The sequence below is a fragment of the Haoranjiania flava genome, from assembly GCF_025631005.1.
In the GTDB taxonomy this organism is placed as follows: domain Bacteria; phylum Bacteroidota; class Bacteroidia; order Chitinophagales; family Chitinophagaceae; genus Haoranjiania; species Haoranjiania flava.
Map to the genome: position 1 here is coordinate 119303 of NZ_JAOTPL010000001.1, position 25618 is coordinate 144920.

General features: G+C 40.2%; 21 protein-coding genes. 12 read left to right on the forward strand and 9 right to left on the reverse strand.

From position 1 onward, the window contains the following. Positions 1-276 precede the first annotated feature (276 nt). The 5 genes from OD355_RS00555 (at position 277) to OD355_RS00575 (ending at position 4406) form a co-directional block, all read left to right on the forward strand. Positions 277-543: a hypothetical protein gene (locus tag OD355_RS00555; RefSeq protein ID WP_263036487.1), complete on the forward strand. Its 267-nt coding sequence runs from the start codon at positions 277-279 to the stop codon at positions 541-543. Positions 544-561: 18 nt separating this feature from the next. Next, positions 562-1431: a hypothetical protein gene (locus OD355_RS00560; RefSeq protein WP_263036488.1), complete on the forward strand. Its 870-nt coding sequence runs from the start codon at positions 562-564 to the stop codon at positions 1429-1431. A gap of 110 nt (positions 1432-1541) precedes the next feature. After that, a complete protein-coding gene (locus tag OD355_RS00565) occupies positions 1542-2216 on the forward strand; it encodes a response regulator transcription factor (RefSeq protein ID WP_263036489.1) in 675 nt (224 codons plus the stop codon). A 2-nt stretch (positions 2217-2218) separates the two neighbouring features. Further along, positions 2219-3544 (forward strand): sensor histidine kinase, encoded by a 1326-nt coding sequence (locus tag OD355_RS00570; RefSeq protein ID WP_263036490.1) that lies wholly within the window; start codon positions 2219-2221, stop codon positions 3542-3544. A 79-nt stretch (positions 3545-3623) separates the two neighbouring features. Then, positions 3624-4406, forward strand: coding sequence for a DUF4382 domain-containing protein (locus OD355_RS00575; RefSeq protein WP_263036491.1), 783 nt, complete (start codon positions 3624-3626; stop codon positions 4404-4406). Positions 4407-4473: 67 nt separating this feature from the next. On the opposite strand, the gene OD355_RS00580 is transcribed toward OD355_RS00575, so the two are convergent. From OD355_RS00580 to OD355_RS00610, 7 genes are all read right to left on the reverse strand, one after another. Next, positions 4474-5571, reverse strand: a complete 1098-nt coding sequence (locus OD355_RS00580) for an AI-2E family transporter (protein ID WP_263036492.1) — start codon at positions 5569-5571, stop codon at positions 4474-4476. A 114-nt stretch (positions 5572-5685) separates the two neighbouring features. After that, the gene (locus OD355_RS00585; RefSeq protein ID WP_263036493.1) at positions 5686-6111 is read right to left on the reverse strand and encodes a DUF2141 domain-containing protein; all 426 of its coding nucleotides are present in this window, start codon (positions 6109-6111) and stop codon (positions 5686-5688) included. A 354-nt stretch (positions 6112-6465) separates the two neighbouring features. Next, complete coding sequence (locus OD355_RS00590) at positions 6466-7479, reverse strand: NAD-dependent epimerase/dehydratase family protein (RefSeq protein WP_263036494.1); 1014 nt, start codon at positions 7477-7479, stop codon at positions 6466-6468. Positions 7480-7926: 447 nt separating this feature from the next. Continuing rightward, positions 7927-9120, reverse strand: a complete 1194-nt coding sequence (locus tag OD355_RS00595) for a phosphoglycerate kinase (RefSeq protein WP_263036495.1) — start codon at positions 9118-9120, stop codon at positions 7927-7929. Between the two features lie 115 nt (positions 9121-9235). After that, positions 9236-10312: a fatty acid desaturase family protein gene (locus tag OD355_RS00600; protein ID WP_263036496.1), complete on the reverse strand. Its 1077-nt coding sequence runs from the start codon at positions 10310-10312 to the stop codon at positions 9236-9238. A 65-nt stretch (positions 10313-10377) separates the two neighbouring features. Next, positions 10378-11097 (reverse strand): bacillithiol biosynthesis deacetylase BshB1, encoded by a 720-nt coding sequence (gene bshB1, locus OD355_RS00605; protein ID WP_263036497.1) that lies wholly within the window; start codon positions 11095-11097, stop codon positions 10378-10380. 246 nt (positions 11098-11343) lie between these two features. Then, the gene (locus OD355_RS00610; RefSeq protein WP_263036498.1) at positions 11344-11997 is read right to left on the reverse strand and encodes a DUF4294 domain-containing protein; all 654 of its coding nucleotides are present in this window, start codon (positions 11995-11997) and stop codon (positions 11344-11346) included. Positions 11998-12136: 139 nt separating this feature from the next. Here OD355_RS00610 and holA point away from each other — a divergent pair, with 139 nt between their 5' ends. Genes holA through OD355_RS00625 form a run of 3 tightly spaced genes read left to right on the forward strand, consistent with a single transcriptional unit; the run spans position 12137 to position 15294 of the window. Further along, a complete protein-coding gene (gene holA, locus OD355_RS00615; RefSeq protein WP_263036499.1) occupies positions 12137-13135 on the forward strand; it encodes a DNA polymerase III subunit delta in 999 nt (332 codons plus the stop codon). Continuing rightward, positions 13135-14655 carry a sulfatase family protein gene (locus OD355_RS00620; protein WP_263036500.1) on the forward strand — a complete coding sequence of 507 codons (1521 nt, stop codon included), beginning with the start codon at positions 13135-13137 and terminating at the stop codon, positions 14653-14655. Before holA ends, OD355_RS00620 begins: the two co-directional genes overlap by 1 nt. Positions 14656-14694: 39 nt before the next feature. Continuing rightward, positions 14695-15294, forward strand: a complete 600-nt coding sequence (locus tag OD355_RS00625) for a DUF937 domain-containing protein (protein WP_263036501.1) — start codon at positions 14695-14697, stop codon at positions 15292-15294. A gap of 50 nt (positions 15295-15344) precedes the next feature. Here the strand turns inward: OD355_RS00625 and OD355_RS00630 are convergent, their stop codons facing one another. Both OD355_RS00630 and OD355_RS00635 read right to left on the reverse strand, forming a co-directional pair. After that, on the reverse strand, positions 15345-17027 hold the full coding sequence (locus OD355_RS00630) for an ABC1 kinase family protein (protein WP_263036502.1): 1683 nt from the start codon (positions 17025-17027) through the stop codon (positions 15345-15347). Positions 17028-17190: 163 nt separating this feature from the next. Continuing rightward, positions 17191-18228, reverse strand: coding sequence for a LacI family DNA-binding transcriptional regulator (locus OD355_RS00635; protein ID WP_263036503.1), 1038 nt, complete (start codon positions 18226-18228; stop codon positions 17191-17193). Positions 18229-18548: 320 nt separating this feature from the next. On the opposite strand from OD355_RS00635, the gene OD355_RS00640 reads away from it, so the two are divergent. The 4 genes from OD355_RS00640 (at position 18549) to OD355_RS00655 (ending at position 25602) form a co-directional block, all read left to right on the forward strand. Beyond that, the gene (locus OD355_RS00640) at positions 18549-20024 is read left to right on the forward strand and encodes a xylulokinase (RefSeq protein ID WP_263036504.1); all 1476 of its coding nucleotides are present in this window, start codon (positions 18549-18551) and stop codon (positions 20022-20024) included. Between the two features lie 141 nt (positions 20025-20165). Next, positions 20166-21494 (forward strand): xylose isomerase, encoded by a 1329-nt coding sequence (xylA, locus tag OD355_RS00645; protein ID WP_263036505.1) that lies wholly within the window; start codon positions 20166-20168, stop codon positions 21492-21494. 25 nt (positions 21495-21519) lie between these two features. Beyond that, complete coding sequence (xylE, locus tag OD355_RS00650; protein ID WP_263036506.1) at positions 21520-23166, forward strand: D-xylose transporter XylE; 1647 nt, start codon at positions 21520-21522, stop codon at positions 23164-23166. A 228-nt stretch (positions 23167-23394) separates the two neighbouring features. Next, positions 23395-25602 (forward strand): glycoside hydrolase family 3 C-terminal domain-containing protein, encoded by a 2208-nt coding sequence (locus OD355_RS00655; protein WP_263036507.1) that lies wholly within the window; start codon positions 23395-23397, stop codon positions 25600-25602. The last annotated feature ends 16 nt before the right edge of the window (positions 25603-25618 follow it).

The window sequence follows — 25618 nt, forward strand, 5'->3', positions numbered from 1 at the left end:
GGCAGTATTGTAATTAAAATTACATATAAAAAATATACGATGCCTGCAATTAACTAATTAAATGCGCGGTTAATAAAACAACCATTTCACCATACCTTCAAAATTTCATCTTTTCTTCATGTTGTGCCTATAATTTTGACTTTGTAATCCTAAAAACAACCAATCAGTTCTAAATCTTAAGATGTATTAAAACAGTTTTAAGTAGGTTTTTGTTTTAAATTTGTAAATGTTAAACAGTGATTGCCTGCTTTCGTAGCGGGCAATCATCATTTAAAAATGAGAAAAACTCTCTTCACCATATTATTTATTTCTTTGTTGCTGCTTGCTAACAGTACAGTTTCCCGTGCGCAGAATGTGCCCGCAGGCCAAAAGCCGGCGCAAGCAGAACGAAAGACGCCGGAGATCAGCGAAAGCCAGGCTGTAGAGATAAAGCAGGTACCCAAAGCCAAAAAACAGGCTAAACCGGTAGCGGTTAAACCCGGCGATATCAGGATAAAACCTGTGAAACCTAAACCAATAAAAGGCGTTGGCAGAATAAAATAAATATAATATCATTGTTGTATGAAATATGCGCTGCTCTTCCTGTTATGCCTGCCAACACAACTCCCGGCGCAGCAGGCAGACACACTACATAAAGGCATAGCATCTGTGGAAGATGCCGGCAAACGCGCTAATCTCACAGTTGGTACAGTGGTAGCCAATAATATTAGCTATTACGGCCAGGTAGCAGTGCAGCCAATGCCTTACGCAGCCGTTGCCGGTTCGCTTACATTTCCTTCCGGGTTGTATTTCACATCAATGGCCTATAAAATTTTAAACAGCGCCATAGATACTGCTATTATTTCTGCTTCCAATTTTGGCGTGGGCTATGGATACAGTTTCACTGAAAACTTTTCAGGAGATATTGGTTACAACTATACGGTTTATCCTAAAAACTCCCCTTTCCTGCAGGCCTCTACCCCACACAGCCTGAGCGCAACTTTGGCATACGAACACTGGCTCACTTCAGCGCTCACAGGTGATTATAATTTTGGCAATGGCCATGATTTTTTTGTGACGCTGGCTAACTCTAAGGAACTGAATCTTGGCAGCATCTCTGACAGAGATATAGTTTATTTTACACCTGAGATCAACATGACGGCAGGTACACAGGAGTTTTACAGAACTTATAAGAAAAATAATTCCAACCGTGGTAAAGGGCAGGCAAAGGGACAGGGGCAGAACCAGCCAAATCCCAATGCAGGCATGCAAACTATCAGTACAAAAAATTTTGGACTCATCTCTTACAACTTTAAGCTGCCCCTGTCCTATAACAGGAACAGCTATCTTCTGGAACTGGCATACCAGCTTTCTGTACTGAACAATAATTTTATAGAGACTGATAAAAATGGGCATTCATTTTTTACCTTTAGTTTTTATTACCAGTTTTAGAAGGTTACCGCCGCATCGGGTGTGAATATGTATGAGACCATAAAGATGAAACGAAGTATGATAAATATGCGCACATCGCTGATGATCGTTAACCAAAAAACTAAATAAGAATGAAAGTACTGATTGTAGAAGACGAACGCACGCTTGCGCTGGAGATGGAAGCATTTCTCAAAGATTCTTTTTATAGCTGCGACATTGCTTTTACCGCAAAGCAGGCATTAAAATGCACCGAGACAAATGTTTATGAATTTGTACTGCTTGATTTAGGTTTGCCGGACAGGGACGGGCTTGAATTGCTGAAGGAGATCAAAGAAGATCTTCCTGATGCAGCTTACATCATTGTTACAGCGCGCGGCCAGCTGGAAGACAGGATTAAAGGGCTGGACCTCGGCGCTGATGATTACCTCTCAAAACCATTTTCCCTGCTGGAGCTCAATGCACGCATGCAAGCCATTAAAAGAAGGAAGTTTGCCCTGAACGATACGTTGGTAGAACTCAACGATTTCCAGGTAGACCTGAAAAAAAGAATGGTATACTACAACAACGCGGAGATAGAACTTTCTAAGAAGGAATTTGATATTTTAAGCTACCTGGTATTGCACAAAAATAAGCCCATCACCCGCGTGCAGATCAGTGAATACATCTGGGGGAATTTTTCAGACGAAGAATACGATTCCAATTACATTGATGTACACATCAAAAATATCAGGAAAAAATTAAGCGCGCATGCGCCTGCAGATTTCCTGGAAACAGTGAGGGGCGTTGGTTATAAAATAAAAATTTAGCCGTGCGATTAAATACCAAACTAGCCTTATCAATTTTACTTTCTTCACTGGTGATCGTGCTGGTGTTTATACTTTTATTGCCCTCCTTTGTAGAACAGATCGCGGACCGGTACACCGACGCAAACCTGAGACAGCAAAAAAAACAAGTGCTTAACGAAATAGACAAAAAAGGCATTGACTATTACCTGGACGGAGAGCCTAACTATGGTAGCTACACCATGCTCAAGGAAGAATATATTTCGCTTGAACAGGTTACCGGGAGGGCAAAGGCTGATAGCATACAGATCCTGCCACGGATTTTCGCGGAAGGCGATACATCGGATTACCGCATACTCAGCCACTATTTTATTCATGATAACAAAACCTACCTCCTGGAAGTAGGCAAGGAAATAAATTCCATCTCCGAAATTTATAAACCCTTGCAGCGCGTGGCCTTCAGCATACTCACAGCATTGATACTGGCAACTGTATTGTTTAATTTATTGTACACACGCTATTTGCTGAAACCGCTGAACACCATTATAGCAACGCGTTTAAGGCACCGTAAATTCCCGTACAAAAACCTGGCAGGGCCTGTAAAAACAAGCACGGCAGATTTCGGGTACCTGGACAGCTCTATCATGCAGTTGATGGACCAGGTACATACAGACTTCATCAGGGAAAGAGAATTTACATCCAACGCATCACACGAATTAATGACCCCCATCAGTATTCTCAAAACAAAAATTGAGAATATGCTTGCCGATGAAGATCTCTCTGAAGCACAGTACCGCAAGCTGTCAGAAATGATGCGAACGCTTAACCGATTGAAAAAAATAGTACAGTCGCTACTGCTGATATCACGCATTGAAAATGACCAATACCACAGGCAGGATGTTGTAAAACCCGCGGAACTCATAGAAGAAGTGATGGAAGAGCTCTCCCATCGCCTCGAAGAAAAAAAACTTACACTAAAAGTAAACCTTTCAAAAGACGTAGCGCTTCACCGGCTGAACAAAGACCTTATATTTCAAATGTTTTACAACCTCATTAATAATGCTGTCCGGTACAACAAAGCGCAAGGCAGCATTGAGATATACGACCGGCGAGTACCTGGGAAATATGCTGTGATTGTCAGGGACAGCGGCATAGGCATAGAGCCCGATAATCTTCCCTATATATTCAACCGTTTTAAGAAATACTCCGCCACTGCACAGGAGTCTTACGGGCTTGGGCTGGCAATAGTAAAAAGTATTGCACAATACCACGATGCAGAAATCACTGTTGACTCTGCGCCCGGCGCCGGCACCACATTCACAATCTTATTCAATCAGCATATTCATTTGTAAACTTCATTTTGTCTTCATGTTGCAGGAATAGTTTTGTGCCCACAACACTAAAAGAACTATAACCTTAAAAGCAACTAAGATGAAAAAAACATTATGCGCACTCGCTGCTCTGGTATCGCTGGGAGCTATATCATGCACAAAAAATAATGGTATAGATCATTCAGCAGCTACCTCAACAGTTTCCATTGCACTCACAGATGCGCCGGCGCTGTATGAGGCAGTTTATATAGACATCCGGGAAATATCCGTAGGCGTGGACACTGCCTGGAGAACCCTGAACTATACACCACAATTGTACAACCTGCTCGATTTAAGAAACGGCCAGGAAGCAATGATGGGCAGGGTGCAGGTGCCTTCAGGCGATCTGAACCAGATCAGGCTATTATTGGGAGATAACAGCTACGTGGTAGCCGACGGCATGAAACATCCCCTGAAAGTACCTTCAGGAGAATCAAGCGGCCTGAAGCTGAAGCTGAACAAAACATTAGAGCCCGGGGTAGCATACAAAATTTGGATAGATTTTGATGCCGCCGGATCAATCGTACAAACAGGCAATGACCAGTATATCTTAAAGCCTGTTGTAAGAACATTCAGTGAAGAAACCAACGGTCAAATATGGGGTAAAGTACTCCCCGCAGAAGCACAGGCACTGGTAAAAATTGCCAGAGAAGGCAGTACGGATACCTTAACTGCAATACCTTTTGCTGACGGTACTTATAAATTTATAGGCTTGCAAGACGGCACTTACCATATTGTGTACGACGCAAACCAGTCCACACTTTACAAAGACAGCACCAAAACTAATGTGGGTGTCACTTACGGCAAGATCACTGATCTGGGCACAATGATACTCGTAAAATAGTTGTTGAAACTATAACCCTTGACAACAACCAACCAGGCAGTTTCCTTCACGGGAAGCTGCCATTTTCTTAATCCTTGCTCGGTACATTTTTAAGAAGCACTTCTTCCTGCTTTTCAAGCTGAGCTTGTTCTATAGCTGCAACCAATTCTTGTTTTTTCCCGAATTCTGTACGGTATACTTTAGTAAGCAATATAAAATAAGACAGTAATAACGGCCCAAATATCAAGCCCATCATGCCAAACAAATTCAACCCGAGTATAACGCCGAATACGGTTATCAGCGGATGTACATCTCCTATCTTTTTTAAGATAGTAAAACGCAAAACATTATCAATCCCGCCAACAGCAATTAAGCAATAGAGCGTAAGCCCTATACCTCTTCCTATTTCCCCGGTGGCAAATACCACAATACAAACCGGGACCCAAATAACCATAGTGCCTACAACAGGGATTACAGATGCCACACCGGTCAATATTCCCCAGAGGAAAAAATTATTTACTCCAAAGATCCAATAACCTATGATAGCTACAATACCCTGGCAAATAGCTAACAATGGAATACCCAAAGCATTAGACCTGACCATCATTTTTGTTTCGGCCCAAATATCCTGTACATTTTCCTGGCTGAAAGGAAGAAACACTGCAAGGCGTCTTTCCATATTCCTGCTGTTGATTTGCATAAAATACAGGATGAAAAATGCCGTAGCAATATTGGCAAAAATGGCAGCAATGCTATTGAGCATTTTAGGTATGTAACCCGCTATTTTCTGCACCTGCGACATCAGCGCTCCTTCTGAAAGATTAATATTGCGCAGAACAGGTTTAGAAGCCATAAATTCTTTTACAGCATTAAATTTTTCTATGATCACCGGGGTATTCTTAATAAGCGCATCTACCTGGGGAATCAATATTTCTACAATGGCCCATAGCGGGATAGCCAGTGAAATCAGGGAGGCAATTATAATAAAAGTACTTGCCAGCCAGGGCGCCCAATTTTTTTCTTCTACCAGGCGATTATAAAAATTGCGAAATAAAATATACAGGGTGATTGCCCCTAATACTCCCGGGATAAAATAAGAAAGATTTTTCCCAATAAGAATTAATAACAGCAATATAAGCAGCAATAAAGCAACCTGAGTAATAATCCTGTTACTTATTTTTTCCATAAACGGTTAAACTATGAGATGAGCATTAGTGTTGTCTTTGCGAAATAACAACATAATTTCCAACCGATAAAAAATATCTATGGAAACACATTTGGTATAATAATGCCGCTTTACTTAATAAATAAGATTTACAGATATAGTCTTATTATTTGTAAGTGAGAATTTTACACTTTTAAAGGAAGGCGCTGCAAATTTCGGACGTACATTATTAGAAAAGCCATAGCCTTCTTTGGGAATGCCCAGCATATTAAAATTACACCTTCCGTCTGCATTTTCATCGTGCATAACGGCTATGGCATATTCACCATCCGGCAGATCTTTAAAAGTATACTTTGTATTAGGCGCTGCCTTTAAAACTACCTTTTTAAATTGTTTGTTTTCTTTAGGAAAATCTGTTGATTTATTAAATAAGCCTACTTCAATGTTTCCCGAACGGTTTTTTACATTGGGTATCACTATTGTAAGATTATTCCCTCCACCATCAGCGAAAGCGATGGACGAGATCATAAGCAATAAAACCAGGAGGTTGATATGTTTCATGTGTATTTATTTAGTTCGCCGCTTTGCGGCTGTTTTTAATGGTCACATGGAATAGCCTTTATTCATTCGCGGTTGGTATGCAACTTGGCTTATGGCTATTTCATGTGTATATATTTAATTTTTTCTGTTTGTCACATGGAATAACCTTTATTATTCGCGGCTGGTATACAAATGTGTTTATGGCTATTTCCTGTGTATATATTTATTTGTTTTTTAATTGCCACATGGAATAACCATTTCTTTAGATTCAATACTCATTCCCGCTTGGAAGATTCTTAATCTTCATGGTTATTTGATGTGTGTATATTTTGTTTGTTTAATAATTAAATTTTCCTGAAACCCTGCACAACATTATCAATGAAAGAATCTGGATATAAGCTTCCCGTCCTTGTTTCTCATAGCAGCCAAAGGCTCTGATTTTTTTACAAGCTGTTTTTTTATAAAACCTGCAAATGGTTTTGTAAGTATTCTTACAAACGGATTCACATTCTTCTTCACATCCTCAAAATAGGTATCCAATGTATCCTGGCGGAAATGAACAATATTTTCCAGATCTGCACCGTCTGCATAATAACCACAATGAAAATTTTTTTCAGCAAAAGTTTTCTCCGGAAAATCGGCTTTCCCCAACCCGAAAACATCAAACGACCTATCGAGAAATTTTCTAAAGGTAGTGCGGTTTTTTTCGCCTCCTCCGAGATTGAAAATTCTTTTATTGAGCACCGGACGTTGCTCTATACCGTTTACGAAAGCACGCGCTGCATCAGCCGGCGTAGCTATTTCTAATGAGGTGGCAAGCGGCATATGAAACATCAGTTTTGAAATTTTATGATTTCCCATAATAGCGGCAAGCCTGAAAATTGTCCAGTCAAGCCTGGTTTGTTTTATGAGTTCTTCACATGCTATTTTGGTTTCGGCATAATAATCGGCTTCGCTGGGCTGTAATGCATCCCCGACTTTAATAGCAGGTTCTGTAAGCCTGTCGCCATAAACAGAAATAGAGGAACTGTACATAAAAAAAGCATCCGGTGAAAGTTCCTGTAAACTATCAAGCAGGTTTTTTGTTCCTTCTACATTTACTTTATAAGCCAGCTCAGGTTTTTCATCTGCTAACGGGGGAATGATGGCTGCCAGGTGAATAACTACATCTACATTTCTGCACACTTTTCTCACCGCTTCCTTCTGCGTAATGTCTCCATACACAATGCTGAAATTATTGTTGAGAGAAGCAAATTTTTTACGATTCACCTTTGAAAACACATCGAATACAGTGGTTGTATATTTATCAGATAGCCCGGTTAATTGTTTTAAAACCTCGAACCCTACCGTGCCTCCTCCGCCTGTCAGCAATATATTCTTTTTATCCATCTCGAAATCTTTGAGATAGGAATACAAAAAACAGACGAAGTTTTATGTTTTTGGATTTTACATTTATTTGGGAGTATTTCATAACATAGGTCATAAAAAAAAGTCCGGTAAAAAAACCGGACCTTTAAATATATTTTCTTGTGTATAATTTTTCGTGCGCCGCTTGCGGCTGTTTTTAATGGTCGCATGGAATAGCCTTTATTCATCCGCGGTTGGTATGCAACTTGGCTTATGGCTATTTTATGTGTATATTTTTTATTTTTCTTTATGGTCACATGGAATAGCCTTTATTCATTCGCGGTTGGTATGCAACTTGGCTTATGGCTATTTCATGAGTGTATATATTATTTGTTTTTTTAGTTGCCACATGGAATAACCATCTTCTTAGATTTCAATACTCATTCCCGCTTGGTATAGATTCCTAATCTTTATGGTTATTTCTGTTTCTTATTTGATCGCAGCGATACCGGGTAGTTCTTTCCCTTCAAAGAATTCCAGCATGGCGCCGCCACCCGTAGATACATAGCTTACTTTATCAGCATAGCCGAATTTGTTTACAGCAGCTACACTGTCGCCGCCGCCCACCAGAGAGAAAGCGCCGTTTTCAGTAGCTTCTGCAATGGCCTCGGCAATAGCTTTGGTACCTGACTGGAATTTTTCCATTTCAAACACACCCATCGGCCCGTTCCACAGGATTGTTTTTGATTTTTTAATCACATCAGCAAATTGTTTTCTTGCCTCTTCGGCAATATCCAATCCCATCCAGCCTTCTTTAATGTTGTCGCTGGCAGCAGTTTCTGTATTTGCGTCTGCAGCGAACTTATCAGCAATGATGCTGTCCGAAGGCAAATGAATGTTCACACCTTTGGCCTTTGCTTTTTGCAATATTTCTTTCGCTGTATCCAGCCTGTCTTCTTCGCAGAGAGAAGCGCCGATGTTACCGCCCTGTGCCTTGAAGAAGGTATAGGCCATACCGCCGCCGATGATGATGTCAGTAGCTTTTTCCATTAGGTTTTCAATGATGAGAATTTTATCTGAAACCTTGGCACCGCCTAAGATAGCAGTGAATGGTTTTGCGCTTTCGTTCATTACTTTTTCCGCGCTGGAAACTTCTCCCTCCATCAATAGGCCGAACACTCTTTTGGTAGGGTCAAAGAACTTCGCGATCACTGCAGTAGAAGCATGTGCACGGTGTGCTGTTCCGAATGCATCATTCACATACAATGTGCCCAGCTTGCTCAATTTCTCGGCAAAAGCTTCATCGCCTTTTTCTTCTTCGGGATAGAAACGCAGGTTTTCCAGCAAAAGCACTTCACCGGGTTTCAGCGAAGCTGCTTTGTCCACCGCTTCCTGTCCAATGCAGTCAGCAGCAAACTGTACAGGCACTTCCAACAACTCACTCAGATGGCTGATGATATGTTTGAGTGAATATTTATCTTCAGGGCCGCCTTTCGGACGTCCCAAATGGCTCATCAAAATTACACTTCCGCCATCGCTAAGTATCTTTTTAATGGTAGGAAGCGCCGCACGCATACGGTTATCGTCAGTTATCTCAAAAGTCTGTTTGTCTAAAGGTACGTTGAAATCTACGCGGATCAACGCTTTCTCGTTAGCAAAATTGTGATTAGAAAAAGTGCCCATTGTTATTGATTTTTATAAATTTAAAGGTTATGGTAGTTGCACAAATTTACTACATTATTTGCAAAATAACCAAAAAAAGACAAAATCGTTAGTTTTCTGATTTTGTCTTTTTTTATTACGCCAAACCAGGCCTGCCCATCTGTTTCAAAAACTTTATGTGCGATATTACTGCATGCCTGAACAGCTTGTATTCATTATATTTCACATTGTATTCCTTACATGCCTGCTTTACAATCCTGTTGATAGCCGGGTAATGTACATGTGATACTTTGGGAAAAAGATGATGTTCTACCTGGAAGTTCAGCCCGCCCATGTACCAGGATAAAAATTTGTTTTTAGTTGCGAAATTCGCGGTAGTTTTCAGCTGGTGTACAGCCCATTCATCATCAATCTTATTCTTATCGTCCGGTATGGGAAAATCTGTATGCTCTACTGTATGCGCCAGTTGAAAGGTAATACTTAAGATAAAACCCGTTACCAGTGTGAATACACCAAACCCGGCAAACCAGTTTAAAAATCCCACCTGCCAGATAGGTACGCCCACGAACAAACTGAAATATGCCAGTTTAAACAGCCAGAAAGAAACATGGTCTTTTGTGCTCATTTTTTTCAATGGCATATCGCCGATTTTTTGAGTAAAATACTTTTTAAAATCGGTAAAGAAAGTCCAGTAAAAATGCAGTATGCAATAAAAAAACCAGAAGTAAACATGTTGAAACCTATGCATTTTGTAATATTTCTGTGTGGGTGCAAACCTCAGAAATGGTTTGGCTTCAATATCATCGTCCATGCCGTCAATGTTGGTATATGCATGGTGTAGTACGTTGTGTTTCATTTTCCACATAAATTGGCTGGCGCCTATGAATTCAGCAATGTTAGAAGCAATATTATTTACCAAAGGAGAACGGCTGAAACTGCCGTGTGCACCATCATGCATTACATTAAACCCTATGCCGGCAGTTAAAATGCCCAGCAGGGCGCAAAGCAGCAGCGATATCCAGTTGTTACCGGGTGTAAAAAATACCAGTTGAATATAGCAGTAGGCAAATAATGCTACAAGCACTGCAGCCTTGAGGTATATTTTATAGCCGCCAAATGTATTTTGTCCTGTTTGCTTAAAATACTCGTTGATGCGGTTTTTTAATTCTACGTGGAAAGAGGGGCTGGTGCGTGCGAATTTAGGGGTTTGCATTATTGGAAGAAGATAAATTTATTAGCTCACAAAGTTAGTCTGTAAATGTGGAAATGCCGTGATCTCTAATGTATTATGTTGTTAAAATCTGTAATGCCTATCGTCTTTTCAGCGGTAAAGCCTTCGCCATGGCGCACACCTATTTTTTTGCCCATCATGATGGAGCGGCTCACAATGGTATCCAGGAATTCGGGTGTGGAAATATAGGTCTGCGGCTCATTATCTTCTACCGTGTTGAATTGCGTTTTAAAACAAAGAATGGCTTCTAATTTTTTTGCATGATAAGCGGTTATATCAAAAACAACATCAGGCTCAATATACCTGTCCTGGATGTAATGAAATACCTGCTTCGGCCGCCAGGCCTGCTGTTGTCCGCCGTTTAGTTCGGTCTCAATCTTTATTAACCCGGAAAGAAAACAGGCGCGCGATACCAGTTGGGCAGCCCTTCCGTGATCGGGGTGACGATCTTCAACAGCATTGCAGAGCACAATATCAGGACGGTATTTGCGAAGAACCATTATTACTTTACGAAGAGATGCTTCATCAATTTCAAACCATCCGTCTTTCAGATCCAGGGTTTCCCGGATATGCAGCCCCATTAGCCTGGAAGAGGCTTCTGCTTCGGCTTTGCGGGTTTCGGCCGTGCCGCGGGTGCCCAGTTCGCCTTGTGTAAGATCAACAATGCCCACTTTTTTTCCCTGGTCTATACAGGCCAGTATGGTTCCGGCGGCGCACAGTTCAATATCATCCGGATGCACGCCAATAGCCAATATATCTAATTTCATGTGTATATATTTATTTGTTTTTTAGTTGCCACATGGAATAGCCTTTATTCATCGCGGTTGGTATGCAACTTTGCTTATGGCTATTTCATGTGTTAATAATTAATTTTTTCTGTTTGCCACATGGAATAAGCAGCTTTTTAGATTCAATACTCATTCACGGTTGGTATAGGTTCCTAATCTTTATGGTTATTGCATGGTTTGTGTTTGCCGCAAAGATAATTGTTGTAGATGGGAAATAATTATACCCTACCTGTAGTTTCCTGTATAATTATAATAGCCGTATTTCATTTCGAGATCGCGGGTAATGATCTCTATGAATTTGTCGGTCTTGCTGAGCATGGGGCTATATGGCTGTTTCAGGCTGGAACTGAACAGGAAGGCAATGCCCTGGTAGATACCGGCAGGTATGGTGCCTTTATATTCCTGGATTATTTCATAACAGTTGTTGCCCGTTTCGCGGTTTATAAGCTTCATGAGCACACGGCCCTGGTACACAGAAAGGTTTTTAACCTTATCTGAAAATACAGTACGCAGTTCTTTTTCACGGGCACTGATTATTTTCTTACGCTCACGCCTGTTGTCTACGTTTACCAGGCTTTTATTAATGTCATTAACCACACGAGCAGCTTCCACCGCATAGGGGTAAGTTACGTATACTGCATTTCTCAGCCTTTTCCATTCTTTGTAATATTCCTTCCACTGGCCTGTAAGTTGTGCATACACAAAAAGATCTGGGAGGTAGCTCAGCGGAATAGTGTCGCCGTTGGGAAGAATTTCTGCATATACCCTGATGGTATCATACATGCCGTGCCCAACACGCTGGGCATGAGTCTGCTGTACACTTCCCACATAAAAGCATACAGATAAGATTGATAGATTTATGGCACTGCGCAGCTTCATTTGATATGTAAATATATCATTTAGATATTTCTTTTAAAAGAAAATCAACTCAAAAAAAAGATTTAACAAAATTTATAATACCAGCATTACTTTATACACAGTCCTGTAATTATTACGCATAACTCACTAAATTTGCTACATGTCTGCTGAAAAAATTATTGGTGAATGGAGAAAGAAGATTTTCAAACCTTTTTATTGGCTTGAAGGAGATGAGCCTTATTATATTGACAAAATTCTTGATTTTGCAGAAACACAGATATTGTCTGAAGCTGAAGCAGCCTTTAACCTTTCCGTACTATACGGCCGCGACCTGAATATGCCCGGGCTCATCAGCACCTGCAAAAAATACCCCATGTTCGGCGAGCGCCAGGTAGTAATTGTAAAAGAAGCACAGTACCTGAAAGATGTAGAAAAACTGGACGGTTACTTTCAAAATCCACAGCCAACCACAGTGCTAATTATAGCTTACAGGGATAAAAAAATAGATGCACGTACCAGGTTTGCCAAAACCATCAAAGCAAAAGGCGAATTTTTTTCTACAAAAAAACTGTACGACAATGAACTTCCTGAGTGGGTGGCAGCCACGGTAAAGCATCTTGGCCTGTCCATTACCCAAAACGCTTTAATACTGCTGGTAGACCATATCGGCAATGACCTGGCAAGGCTTGAAAACGAAATTAAAAAGATTGCCGTAAACCTGAAAGAGAAGCAAAACATTACCGAAGACGATGTTGAAAAGTATGTGGGCATCAGCAAGGAGTTTAATGCTTTTGAACTGCAAAAAGCTATCGCTTACAGAGATATGTCCAAAGCCGTTCGCATCATCCGTTATTTTGAATCGAATCCCAAGGCAGCGCCCCTGCAAATGATACTGCCAACACTCTACAGCTTTTTCAGCAAGGTGGCAGTAGCGCATGCAGTGCCGGGCAAAGATGATAAAGCAATAGCTGCAGCGCTTGGCGTGAATTTCTTTTTTGCCAAAGACTACCTTACGGCGAAAAAAAATTATCCCTACCAGAAAGTAGAGCACATTTTATTACATTTACATGAATACAACCTCAGAAGTATCGGTATCAATGATACCGGCACACCGGGAACCGAACTGCTGAAAGAACTTACCATAAAAATCATGAACTAATGCAAAATAAGAAACTATTCCTGAGCCTGCTGATTTGTATGTTTGCTGCAAACCTCTTTGCACGCGATACCAGGCCAAACATACTGGTGATCATTTCAGACGACCATGCTTACCAGGCAATAGGCGCTTACGGCGCAAAATTCGGTGCATCCCCTCAGCTTGACAGGCTTGCGAAAGAAGGCACAGTGTTTGAAAATGCTTTCGTGACCAATTCTATCTGCGGCCCAAGCCGGGCAGTGTTCCTTACCGGCAAATACAGCCACATCAACGGTTTCAGGGACAACTTCTCGTCATTCAACGGATCGCAGCCGCACTTTGCAAGGCACCTTACCAACGCAGGCTACCAGACTGCATGGATAGGAAAATGGCATCTGGAAACCCAACCGCAAGGTTTTAACTACTACAAAATCCTGCCTGGCCAGGGGGAATATTACAACCCCGATTTCATCAACATGCAAAATCAAAAGGAACGGCATACGGGGTATGTAACCAACATCATTACGGATTTTACCATAGATTATTTAAAAAACAGGGATACTTCGAAGCCTTTTTGCGTGGTGGTAGGAGAAAAAGCCACACACAGGGTGTGGAATCCTGACACTTCAGACTTTGATCTTTTTAAAAATGTTGTGTTTCCGCTGCCCGAAAATTTTTATGATGCATACACCCACCGCAAGCCTGCTGCCGTGCAAACCATGAATATCAGGGAATCTATGCTGATGGGCTATGACCTGAAGATGAGCAACGGCGAGAAATTCAGCCATGGCGGTTATGGAAGGATGAACCCTGAGCAACGTGCTCGATTCGATGCGCACTACCTGGCTATTGAAAAGCAACTGAAACGCCTGAACCTGCAGGGCAATGCCTTAGTGGAATGGAAATTTCAGCAATACATGCGCGACTACCTGGCTACGGCAGTTTCGCTGGACCGCAATATCGGCAAGATCGTTGATTATATTGACAGTCATGGCCTGCGCGATAATACTGTAGTTATCTATACCTCCGACCAGGGATTCTATTTAGGCGAGCACGGCTGGTTTGATAAAAGATTTATGTACGAAGAATCTTTTAAAACGCCGTTGATCATTCGCTATCCAAAAATAATTGCACCGGGCTCCAGGAAACAGGAGATGGTGATGAACCTTGACCTTGCGCCTACCATTATGCAACTTGCCGGGCTGCCCGTACCCAAAGACATGCAAGGCCAATCGCTGCTGCCTGTTTTTAAAAATGCATCTGTAAAGCAATGGAGAGATAAAGTGTATTACCACTATTTTGAATGGCCCAATGAGCATACCGTTTACCCGCATTTCGGGGTACGCAACAAGCGCTACAAGCTTATACGTTTTTACAAGCCCGAACTTAGCTGGGAACTGTATGACCTGCAAAAAGACCGCACGGAGATGAAGAATGTTTTTAACGATCCTGCGTATAAAAATATTGTGTCGTCCATGAAAAAAGAATTAAAAACATTGATAAAAAAATACCGAGACACCGAAGCTGCCAAATATTTGGATTAAAAATTGTGTAGTAATCAATAAATCTCAAAAGAAAAAATTATGAATTTACCTGATTTATTGAACAGCACAATGGGACGTTCTTTAGTAAAAAATGCGTCTGCACATTTAGGCCTGGAAGAAAGGCAAACCGCTACCGCACTCAGCCTTGCGCTGCCGCTGATACTGGGCGGGCTCGGAAGAAATGCTCAAACGCCCGAAGGTGCAGCCAGCCTCAATCAGGCTATTGACAAAGACCACGACGGAAGCATGCTGGACCAGCTTGACGATGTATTGCAAACAAACCCACAGCAGGTGCAGCAGCAAGGACAGGGAATCCTTGGCCATGTATTCGGCAATCAGGTGCCGGATATAGAACAGGGCATCTCCGAAAAAACAGGCATCAGCCTCCATAAGATCGGGCCTTTGCTGGCCATCATCGCTCCAATCGTATTGTCTTACCTGGGCAAACAAAAAAGGCAACACAGCGATACCGGCTCCGGCGGATTAACAGATATACTTGGCCAATTAACAGGCACACATGCCCCATCTGCGGGCACAACCGGCGGTGGTGGATTGATCGATCTGGTTGGCGGCTTCCTGGACAAGAATAAAGACGGCAATTATTTAGATGACATCATTGGTATGATAGGCAGGCGATAACGTTATCTTTAACCTGGTAATTTAATTGGCCGCATTGCAGGCCAATTAAATTATTTCTTTTTCTTCTTAAAGTTTTCATCACTGAAAATAATGTTGTAAGCCAGCAATAAGCTTGATACCGCAGCGGCCAGGAAAAAGATCATGGCAATGCCCGGGTAACCGAGAATGGTGAAACGGGTAGGAATGCGCATCATCATTGCAGCCCCGATGATCATGCCGGTAATGATCAGCCCCAGCGTGATCCTGTTGGCTACTTTCTGAAAACCATCTGTAAATCTTTTCTCATCAATCGCTTCTATCTTCATAGAAAATTCATTGCGTGCAAGATTTTCCGTGATCTTATTAAGCCTTTCCGGAAGATGCTTACCCAGCTTTTTTAGTTCCACCAGGTTAGACAAAATATTTTCAGGCAGCAATTCCTGCCGCAGTTTTGCCTGCATCATTTTGCCGGCATAATCTTTAATGGCTTGCTGCAGATTATAGTCAGGCTTAAGCACTGCCACAATCTGGTCCATGTTCAGCAATATTTTTCCAAGTATGTTTATTTCGGGAGCTATTTTTATTTCTTCATCCGCTGCTATGCGCGTCATCTTCATGATGAGTTTTCCCATCTGCAGGTCATTGGCGCTGGTGCTCTGCGCGTCCATTGCTAGGCGGTTTACCTTTTTCCTGAAGGCATCCAGGTCGGCTTGTGCCGGGTTGTATTTGCTTATGTCAAGCAGCGTGTCTGTAATCTCATCGCCGTTTTTCATACCAATGGCTAATACCAGCGCCATGAGCTTATCCTGCATCAGCGGGCTAAACCTGGCTACCATGCCCATATCCATGAGCGCGATCTTATGGTCGCGTGTAATATTTACATTCCCCGGGTGCGGGTCGGCATGGGCAAACCCGTCTACGATCACCTGTTTCAGATAGGCTTTTACAAAATCGTCCACCACGGGCCCATAATTATGTTCCATGCGCTCGTAGGGTGTAATTTTTGTAACCTTCTTGCCGTCTACAAAATCCATGGTAAGCACGCGCGATGTGGTATAGTCCATTACAGGAGCAGGCACAAGCAACAGCCTGAATTTCTGCAGATTTTCACCGATAATCTGCAGGCTTTGCGCTTCACGGATATAATCGAGCTCGTTGAGCAGGATATGCTGCATCTCATCCAGTATACTGTCAATAGAATATTTGCGCGCGGTTTTAGAATGCTTTACAGCCAGTGCGGTCATTTCTTTTAAACTGCTGAGATCTTCGAGAAACTTTTTACGAATACCGGGGCGCTGAATTTTCACGGCTACTTCCCTGCCCGACCGCAACACAGCTTTGTGCACCTGGCCTATAGATGCGCTGGCGAGCGGCTCTGTATCAAACGAAGCAAATGCTGCTGACATGCGTACGCCGAGCTCGGATTCCACTATTTTTTCTATGTCTGCGTAAGGGATAGATTCCACATCGTCCTGCAGCGTTGCCAGCGCTTCCAGATAATCATCAGGCAAAAAATCCGGCCTGGTAGAAAGCAGTTGTCCAAGCTTTACAAAGGTTGGGCCCAGTTTTTTCAGGTCTTCCACCAGCTCTTCCGGCTTGTTGTACTCATCCTCAGATGCAGGAGCTGCTTGCTCAGCGGCTGTGTTTGCCGTAGCTTCGTCAGATACTTTTTTAAAGATATCGGTGTTGTAATATTTTAGAATAAACCCTATAAACTTACTGTAGTTTTTGACTGATTGTGCAAGAGTAGCCATAACTAAATACTTTATAGGTAATTACGGGAAAATTCTATGCCAAAATAAAAGGCTTAAATTAGTATATGTTTAGATAAAAAATTTACTTACACCAAGAACCAAACTACCAAGTTACGCGTATTGCATCGCGTTCAGCTTAACAAATTAAACAATAGCAGCCTGATTAATTATTCTTAGATTTTTTTAATGATGATTCTCTAATTATTAATTCAGAGTTTATTATAAATGTATTCGTCAATTTTATATCTGTTACGTCCTTTAAATGGTTTATTATAATGCGAGCTGCAATTTCTCCTATTTCTCTTCCAGGGTAATTAATTGTGGTCAATTGTGGCTCAATAAGTTTGCCAATAGCATCATTATTGAAACCTACAACGGCTATATCCTCCGGAATTTTTATGCCAGATTTTTTTAATGTTGACATACAAACTGCACAAGAGAAATCATTAGTTACAAACATACCATCAGGCATAGGCCGCATCTTTATTATCTCTTTAGCTACTTTTATGGCACTTTGTTCGGACAGGTCTTTTATAAATACCAATTCCTTTTCATAATTAAGTTTATGATCTTTCAAAGCTTTTACATAACCACTATGACGCTTCATATATACATTTCTTGAGAGATTTGAGGTAACCATTGCAATTCTCCGGCAACCTTGATCAATAAGATGTTGCGTAGCTCTATATCCACTTGAAAAATTATCTATAATAACTTTGGGGTAGCTACTTTCTTCATCAACCCTGTCAAAAAAAATCACAGGAATACCTTTACTTTTAAATTGTTCAAAGTGTTTTAAATCTTTAGTTGTGAAAGATAAGGATGCGATAACCCCATCAACTCTTTTATGAAATAGATTTGAGGCATTTGCAATTTCTTTTTCCTTGTTTTCAGAAGAATGCGTTATTATTATATCAAATCCGGCTTTGGCGGTAACTTTCTCTATTCCTGCTAACACCGATGTTATAAAATTGCTATTTAATTCGTGAAGAATAACACCAATAGTATTTGTTTTTTGTTTACGGAGATTACTTGCAAAACTATTTTGTCTGTAATTTAAAGATTCTGCCAGCAATTGAACTTTTCTTAAAGTTTGTTTGTTTACCAATTTACTATTGTTTAACGCGCGGCTCACTGTAGCGGGAGATAGGCTTAACTTACTGGCAATATCATATATTGTTACTTCATTTTTAGTGTCCATATCACAATCGGTTTCATTGTTTGTCTTCCTAATAAAGTTAAACCTTAACCTCATAAATATAATCTAAAATTTTAAAATTTCATTACAATTGGGCTTATTCAATACGTTCCTAACATAATAATTTGTTAAAAAAACACCTGTTATCCCAAAAACAATAAGGTTATCGCGCTTTATAATTTAGAAATTGCCATTCGAAGAAAAAAAATAAAAAAATATTTGAAATCGGTTGCAAATTTAAATTATTATATTATATTTGTTTTAAATACACAAAAATGATGCGGCGAAATTAACTGTTTTTTCATTTATTTTAAATCAGTTCAATGCTTTTGTTAGGACTCGATATAGGTACATCTTCCATCAAAGCTTCAGTAGTTGATGCCAATACGCAAAAACCTATGGCATCTGCTATATACCCTGATACCGAGGCTGAAATTGTTGCGCTAAATCCAGGTTGGGCTGAGCAAGATCCTGAATCATGGTGGGAGTATGTGCAACACGCAATTATAAAATGTAACAACACGGGTAGTTATAATGCTAAAGATATTGCCGCTATTGGTATTGCCTACCAGATGCACGGATTAGTGCTTGTAGATAAAGATCAAAAAGTGTTGAGAAATTCAATTATTTGGTGCGATAGCCGTGCTGTTGAAATTGGCAGTAAAGCTTTTCAATCAATAGGAGAAGATAAATGTTTATCATGCCTTCTTAATTCTCCGGGAAATTTTACAGCCGCAAAACTGGCTTGGGTAAAAGCGAATGAACCGCGTATTTATGAAAAAATAAATAAGGTAATGCTTCCAGGTGATTTTGTAGCAATGAAACTTACTGACGAAATTACCACGAGTATTTCTGCTTTGTCAGAAGGAATATTTTGGGACTTTGAACAAGAACAAGTTTCTGATGATGTAATGGAGTATTATGGCTTTCATAAGGAAATAATTCCAGAAATAAAACCATTGTTTTCTTCCCACGGAATATTAAAAACAGATGTTGCCGTAAAGCTTGCTTTAAAACCCGGCATACCTGTAACCTATAAAGCAGGAGATCAACCTAATAATGCGTTAGCATTAAATGTATTGCAGCCTGGAGAAGTTGCAGCAACAGCAGGCACTTCTGGTGTGATATATGGTATAAGCGATCAATTGGCTTATGATGATGAGTCGCGAATCAACAGTTTTGCGCACGTTAATTATACAACAGATGCAAAAAGGGTGGGTATTTTACTTTGCATCAATGGTACTGGCATATTCAACCGCTGGATAAAAGCTATTACAGGCAAAGATATGAGCTACGCTGAATTGGATGGGCTGGCAAGTTCAATAGTTCCTGGCGCTGAAGGGTTAACGGCAATTCCTTTTGGCAATGGAGCAGAACGCATGTTACATAATAAAATTATCGGCGCTCATTTTCATAATATAGATTTTAATGTACACACAACTCCGCATTTGTTGCGCGCAGTACAGGAGAGTATTGCTTTCTCATTTCGTGACGGACTTGATATTATGCGCGGGAATGGCATATCGCCTTCAGTTGTGCGTGCATCCAAAGCAAATATGTTTTTGAGCAACTTATTTGCCCAAACATTTGCAAACGTCAATAACGTAACTGTTGAATTTTATGATGGTGATGGAAGCTATGGTGCAGCAATAGGGGCTGGCATTGGTGCCGGTATTTTATCTGTGGAAGACGCCGGCAAGAACAGGAAGCCGCTGGGGTGTATTAAGCCTGAGAATGTAGAGCTATATAATGATTTATACATTGAGTGGAAAAACGAATTACAAAAGCATTTAAGTTAATTCCTATGTGGTAGCTGTAGTGCATACTAAATGCTGATGCATATTTCTTAACTAAAAAATGCGTTACGCAAGATTGGAAATAATACCACCGTTGTTAGATAAATAAATAAGCATTTCTGATAAATTAAATTTAAAATTTCCATGGCAATCACAAAGGGAAAAACAGAGTACTTTAAAGGTGTCGGCCAGATCAAATATGAAGGCCCTAAAACCGATAATCCGCTTGCTTTCAGGTGGTATGATGAAAATAAAACAATAGGCGCTAAAAAAATGAAAGATTGGTTAAGATTTGCATGTGCCTACTGGCACAGCTTCTGCAACAGTGGCGCCGACCCTTTTGGAAATCCCACCCATTTATATCCATGGGATAAAAAAGATGATCCAATCAGGCGCGCCAAAGATAAGGCTGATGCAGCTTTTGAATTTATCACCAAATTAGGTTTACCCTATTATTGTTTTCACGATGTGGATGTAGTGTCTTACACCGGCGATATTGCAGAAAATGATAAAAGGCTGCAAACGCTCACAAAATATTTAAAACAAAAACAAGCGGAAAGCGGCGTGAAACTGCTTTGGGGTACAGCTAATTTATTTTCAAACAGGCGGTATATGAATGGAGCTGCCACCAATCCTGATTTTCACGTGCTTACGCACGCAGCAGCACAGGTAAAAGCTGCGCTTGATGCAACGATAGAACTTGGCGGGGAAAATTACATATTCTGGGGCGGCCGCGAAGGCTATATGAGCCTTTTGAATACAAATATGAAAAGAGAAAAGGAACACTTGGCCATGTTCCTTCATAAAGCAAAAGATTATGCACGCGCTAATGGGTTTACAGGGACTTTCTTTATAGAACCCAAACCATGTGAACCAAGTAAGCATCAATACGATTATGATAGTGAAACCGTAATAGGCTTTTTAAGACAATATGATCTGTTAAACGATTTTAAGATTAATATCGAAGTAAACCATGCAACACTTGCAGGCCATACATTTCAGCATGAGTTACAGGTAGCTGCTGACGCAAGGTTGCTGGGCAGCATGGATGCGAACCGTGGTGATTACCAGAATGGCTGGGATACAGATCAGTTTCCTAATAACATAAATGAATTGGCTGAAGCGATGCTGGTTGTAATTGAGGCTGGCGGTTTACAAGGTGGAGGTATTAATTTTGATGCTAAAATACGCCGCAATAGCACCGATTTCGAGGATCTGTTCCATGCACACATAGGAGGTATGGACAGTTTTGCACGTGCATTGATCATTGCAGATAATGTGCTCAATAATTCTGATTACAAAAAAATACGCAGCAACCGCTATGCATCATTCGATAGCGGCAAGGGTAAAGAATTTGAACACGGCAGTCTGTCGCTTGAAGACCTGCGCGACTATGCTGTTAAAAAAGGAGAACCCAAAATAAGGAGCGGCAAACAGGAATATCTTGAAAATCTGATTAACAGGTTCATATAATATTATTAACCTCATATATAAATTTATGCCTACTATTGTTAATCCGCCAGGTAGCAGACCATATTCAGCAAAAGGTAATTCTTTTTACTTGTCTGTTTTAACTCTGGTTGCTGCGTTAGGGGGACTTTTATTCGGATATGATACAGCAGTGATAAATGGTGCTGAAAAATCACTGGTAGATTTCTTCATCGGAAACCCTGAACAGAATAAATATGTAGATAATATACTTCAGGTAATAAGCCAGTACCGTGTTATACTTGTTATTACATTATTGCTGATGCTAGTTGTTATATGTTCTTTATTATTTAAAATAGTAAAACGAAATAGGGCACTGGCCGTATCGGGCATAGCTATGGCAATATTAGGAATTTGGTCGTTTTATTATATTTCAAAACCATTGCCTGCTGATGCTTCTGATCTGAAAGGCACAGTAGATGCTGTAAAAGGGTTTATTATAGCCAGTGCATTAATAGGATGTGTAATAGGAGGTGCTATTGCCGGGTTTATTTCGAAAGAACTGGGAAGGAAAAATGGGTTATTAATTGCTGCGGCAGCATTTTTATTGTCGGCTATTGGTGCCTGGCGGCCGGAGGCATTTAATTTTTTTGGGACCATTGATTTATTTTCATTTGTGATTTACCGGGTAATTGGTGGAATAGGTGTAGGCATTGCATCAATGATTTCGCCTATGTATATAGCAGAAATAGCGCCTGCAGAAAAGCGTGGTAAATTAGTCTCTCTAAATCAATTTGCTATTATACTCGGCATGTTGATTATTTATTTTGTCAACTACTTTATTGCCCGCCAGGGTAGCGAGGAATGGTTAGCACATACAGGCTGGAGATGGATGTTTTTCTCCGGAGCAATTCCTGCTGTTATATTTTTTATTCTGCTTTTTTTTGTTCCCGAAACTCCCAGGTATCTTGCCTTAAAAGGTAAAGATGAGAAAGCGCTTACAGTATTACAGAAAATCAATGGCAGGAAGAATGCCCCTGTAATCCTGTCAAATATTAAACAAACGCTTCATGAAACAAATGCGCCATGGCTGTCTTATGGTTTTCTGGTAATATTTATAGGAATTATGTTGTCTGTTTTTCAACAATTTGTTGGTATCAATGTAGTACTCTATTATGCCGGAAATATTTTCAGGAACATGGGCGCATCTACTGATTCCTCACTATTGCAAACGATTATAGTAGGTGCAGTTAATTTGATTTTTACAGTAGTGGCAATTATGACGGTTGATAAGTTTGGCCGAAAACCGCTCATGATAATTGGGTCAATAGGAATGGCGGTGAGTATGATTGCTTTAGGGTCTATGTTTTATATGAATAAAGTAGGTGTAATGGCGCTCATATTTATGCTTACATATACGGCTTCGTTTGCCATGAGCTGGGGACCGGTATGCTGGGTATTACTTTCAGAAATATTTCCTAATTCCATTCGTGGCGCATTGTCAATTGCTGTGGCTTCGCAGTGGATAGCAAACTGGATTGTATCGCTCACATTTCCTATCCTTAACGATAACCTGTGGTTAACCGAAAAGTTCAGCCATGGTTTTGCATATTGGATTTACGGGGTAATGGGCATTTTATCGGCGTTGTTTGTTTGGAAATTGGTGCCTGAAACAAAAGGCAAAACATTGGAGGAGATTGAAAAATTATGGAAGTAACAGACTTTTTATTTGATTAAAAAATTACGAATACATCATCCAAGGCTACATTAAACATAAAGGAATTAATAAGTTTTTGATCATTATGATATCATTGATGTAGGCAAATGAATCCTTGAAATGGGGAATCCAGCTAAATAAAAATTGGGAATAGATGATATTGAATCTTACTAAAAAATGAAACTTTCTTATGGCTTTCAATTCTTTTAAAAACTAAAAAGCATATTTATGAAAATATATAACATCATTCATAAAACCGTATTGATCTTTTCTATTTTACCAGTATTGTGTTTAGGTCAGATAAATAAAAAAGACTATGAGATGCCCTTCAGAGATCCCGACTTAGCTATCAATTTACGCGTAAATGATTTGATCCATCGACTTACAATAGAAGAAAAAATCTCTCAAATGCAAAATAATGCAACAGCTATTAATAGGTTGGGAATTCCTGGCTATAATTGGTGGAATGAATGTTTGCATGGTGTCGGACGATCTGGGCATAAAGTTACCGTTTTTCCACAGGCTATAGCAATGGCAGCTACCTTTAACCCTGGGGCGATTGAAAGAGAAGGAGATATTATATCAAATGAAGCCAGAGGGATTTACAATAAAGCAGTAGCTGAGGGCAAGGGTATAAAACAGTACCAGGGAATAACCTTTTGGTCTCCAAATATCAATATATTTCGAGATCCTAGGTGGGGGCGAGGGCAAGAAACTTATGGAGAAGACCCTTATCTAACTTCAGCTATAGCCCAGTCTTTTGTAAAAGGACTACAAGGAAATGATTCACTAAGGCTCAAGACTTCGGCCTGTGCAAAGCACTATGCAGTACATAGTGGACCTGAGTTTGGCAGACATACATTCGATGTTACTGTTAGCACTTATGATTTATGGGATACTTATTTACCGGCATTTCAAGACTTAGTACTAAACTCAAAAGTATCAGGCGTTATGTGTGCTTACAACAGATATCAGGGTCAACCATGTTGTGGAAACGATTTATTAATGAATGATATTTTACGGAAAAAATGGGGATTTTCCGGTTATGTTACATCCGATTGTGGAGCTATAGATGATTTTTATAAAAATCACAAAACACATTTAGACAAGGCGTCTGCTGCAGCAGATGCAGTGCTTCATGGAACGGATTTAGATTGTGGCACTGAAGCATACACATCACTTATTGACGCAGTTAAAAAAGGGTTGATCTCTGAAGCAGATATCGACAATTCTCTTAGAAGGCTTTTTACTATAAGATTTCGACTGGGCATGTTTGACCCCATTGAAAAAGACCCCTATAGTAAAATACCATATTCTATACTTGAAGCTCCTTCTCATAAGCAACATGCGCTTCAATTAGCCAGGGAGTCAATCGTGCTACTGAAAAATAAAAATCAAATCCTTCCACTTAAAAGTTCTGTGAAAAAAATATTGATAATAGGCCCAAATGCTCATGATGAAGAAGTACAACTGGGAAATTATAATGGCATTCCGTCTCAAATAATTACTCCACTCTTGGGTATGAATAATTGCTCAAAACAACAGATCATTCATATTGATGGCCTTTCACGTACAGAAAAGGCTGATAATTCCTTGATCGAAAAAATAGTTAAAGCTGCTAAAAAAGTTGATGTTGTAATATATGTGGGGGGCATTTCTCCTAAACTTGAAGGAGAAGAAGGGGATGCAGGCAAAGAACTGTTAGATGGTTTTAAGGGTGGAGACCGAACTACAATAGCTTTACCTAAAGCGCAAACAGATGTAATGAAACAAGTTAAAAGTATTGGGACACCCATTATTTTTATTTGCATGTCTGGTAGCGCAATTAGCTTTGAATGGGAAGCAAACAACGCTGATGCTATTCTTCAGGCATGGTATGGTGGACAAGCAGCAGGTACTGCTATTGCTGATATATTATTTGGCAAGTATAATCCATCGGCACACCTTCCCATAACTTTCTACAAAAATGACAGCGATTTGCCTGACTTTGAAAATTATTCAATGTCTAATAGAACATATAAATACTTTACAAAAAAGCCTCTTTATCCATTTGGCTTTGGCCTGAGTTATACATCCTTTACTTATAAATGGAAGCAAAAACCTCGTAGCTCATATACAATAAAAGATACTTTTTTAGAGTGCCGCTTTATAACAAGAAATGTTGGAAAATATGATGGAGAAGAAGTAGCGCAGGCTTATATTCATTATCCGCAAAAAGGTATGCAACGATTGCCGATTAAAGAGCTCCGGTACTTTAAAAAGTCTGCTATAAGAAAAAATAAAGAAGTAGAATTCCATATTCGAATCCCAATTAACCATTTACAAAAATGGAACGAAAAGTTAGGCATCATTGAAGTGCCAAAAGGCAGATATAATATTTCAATTGGAAGCCATTCTAATGACAAACAAATTGAAGCTGCATTTTATATAAATTAAATATCAATGTTAGAAG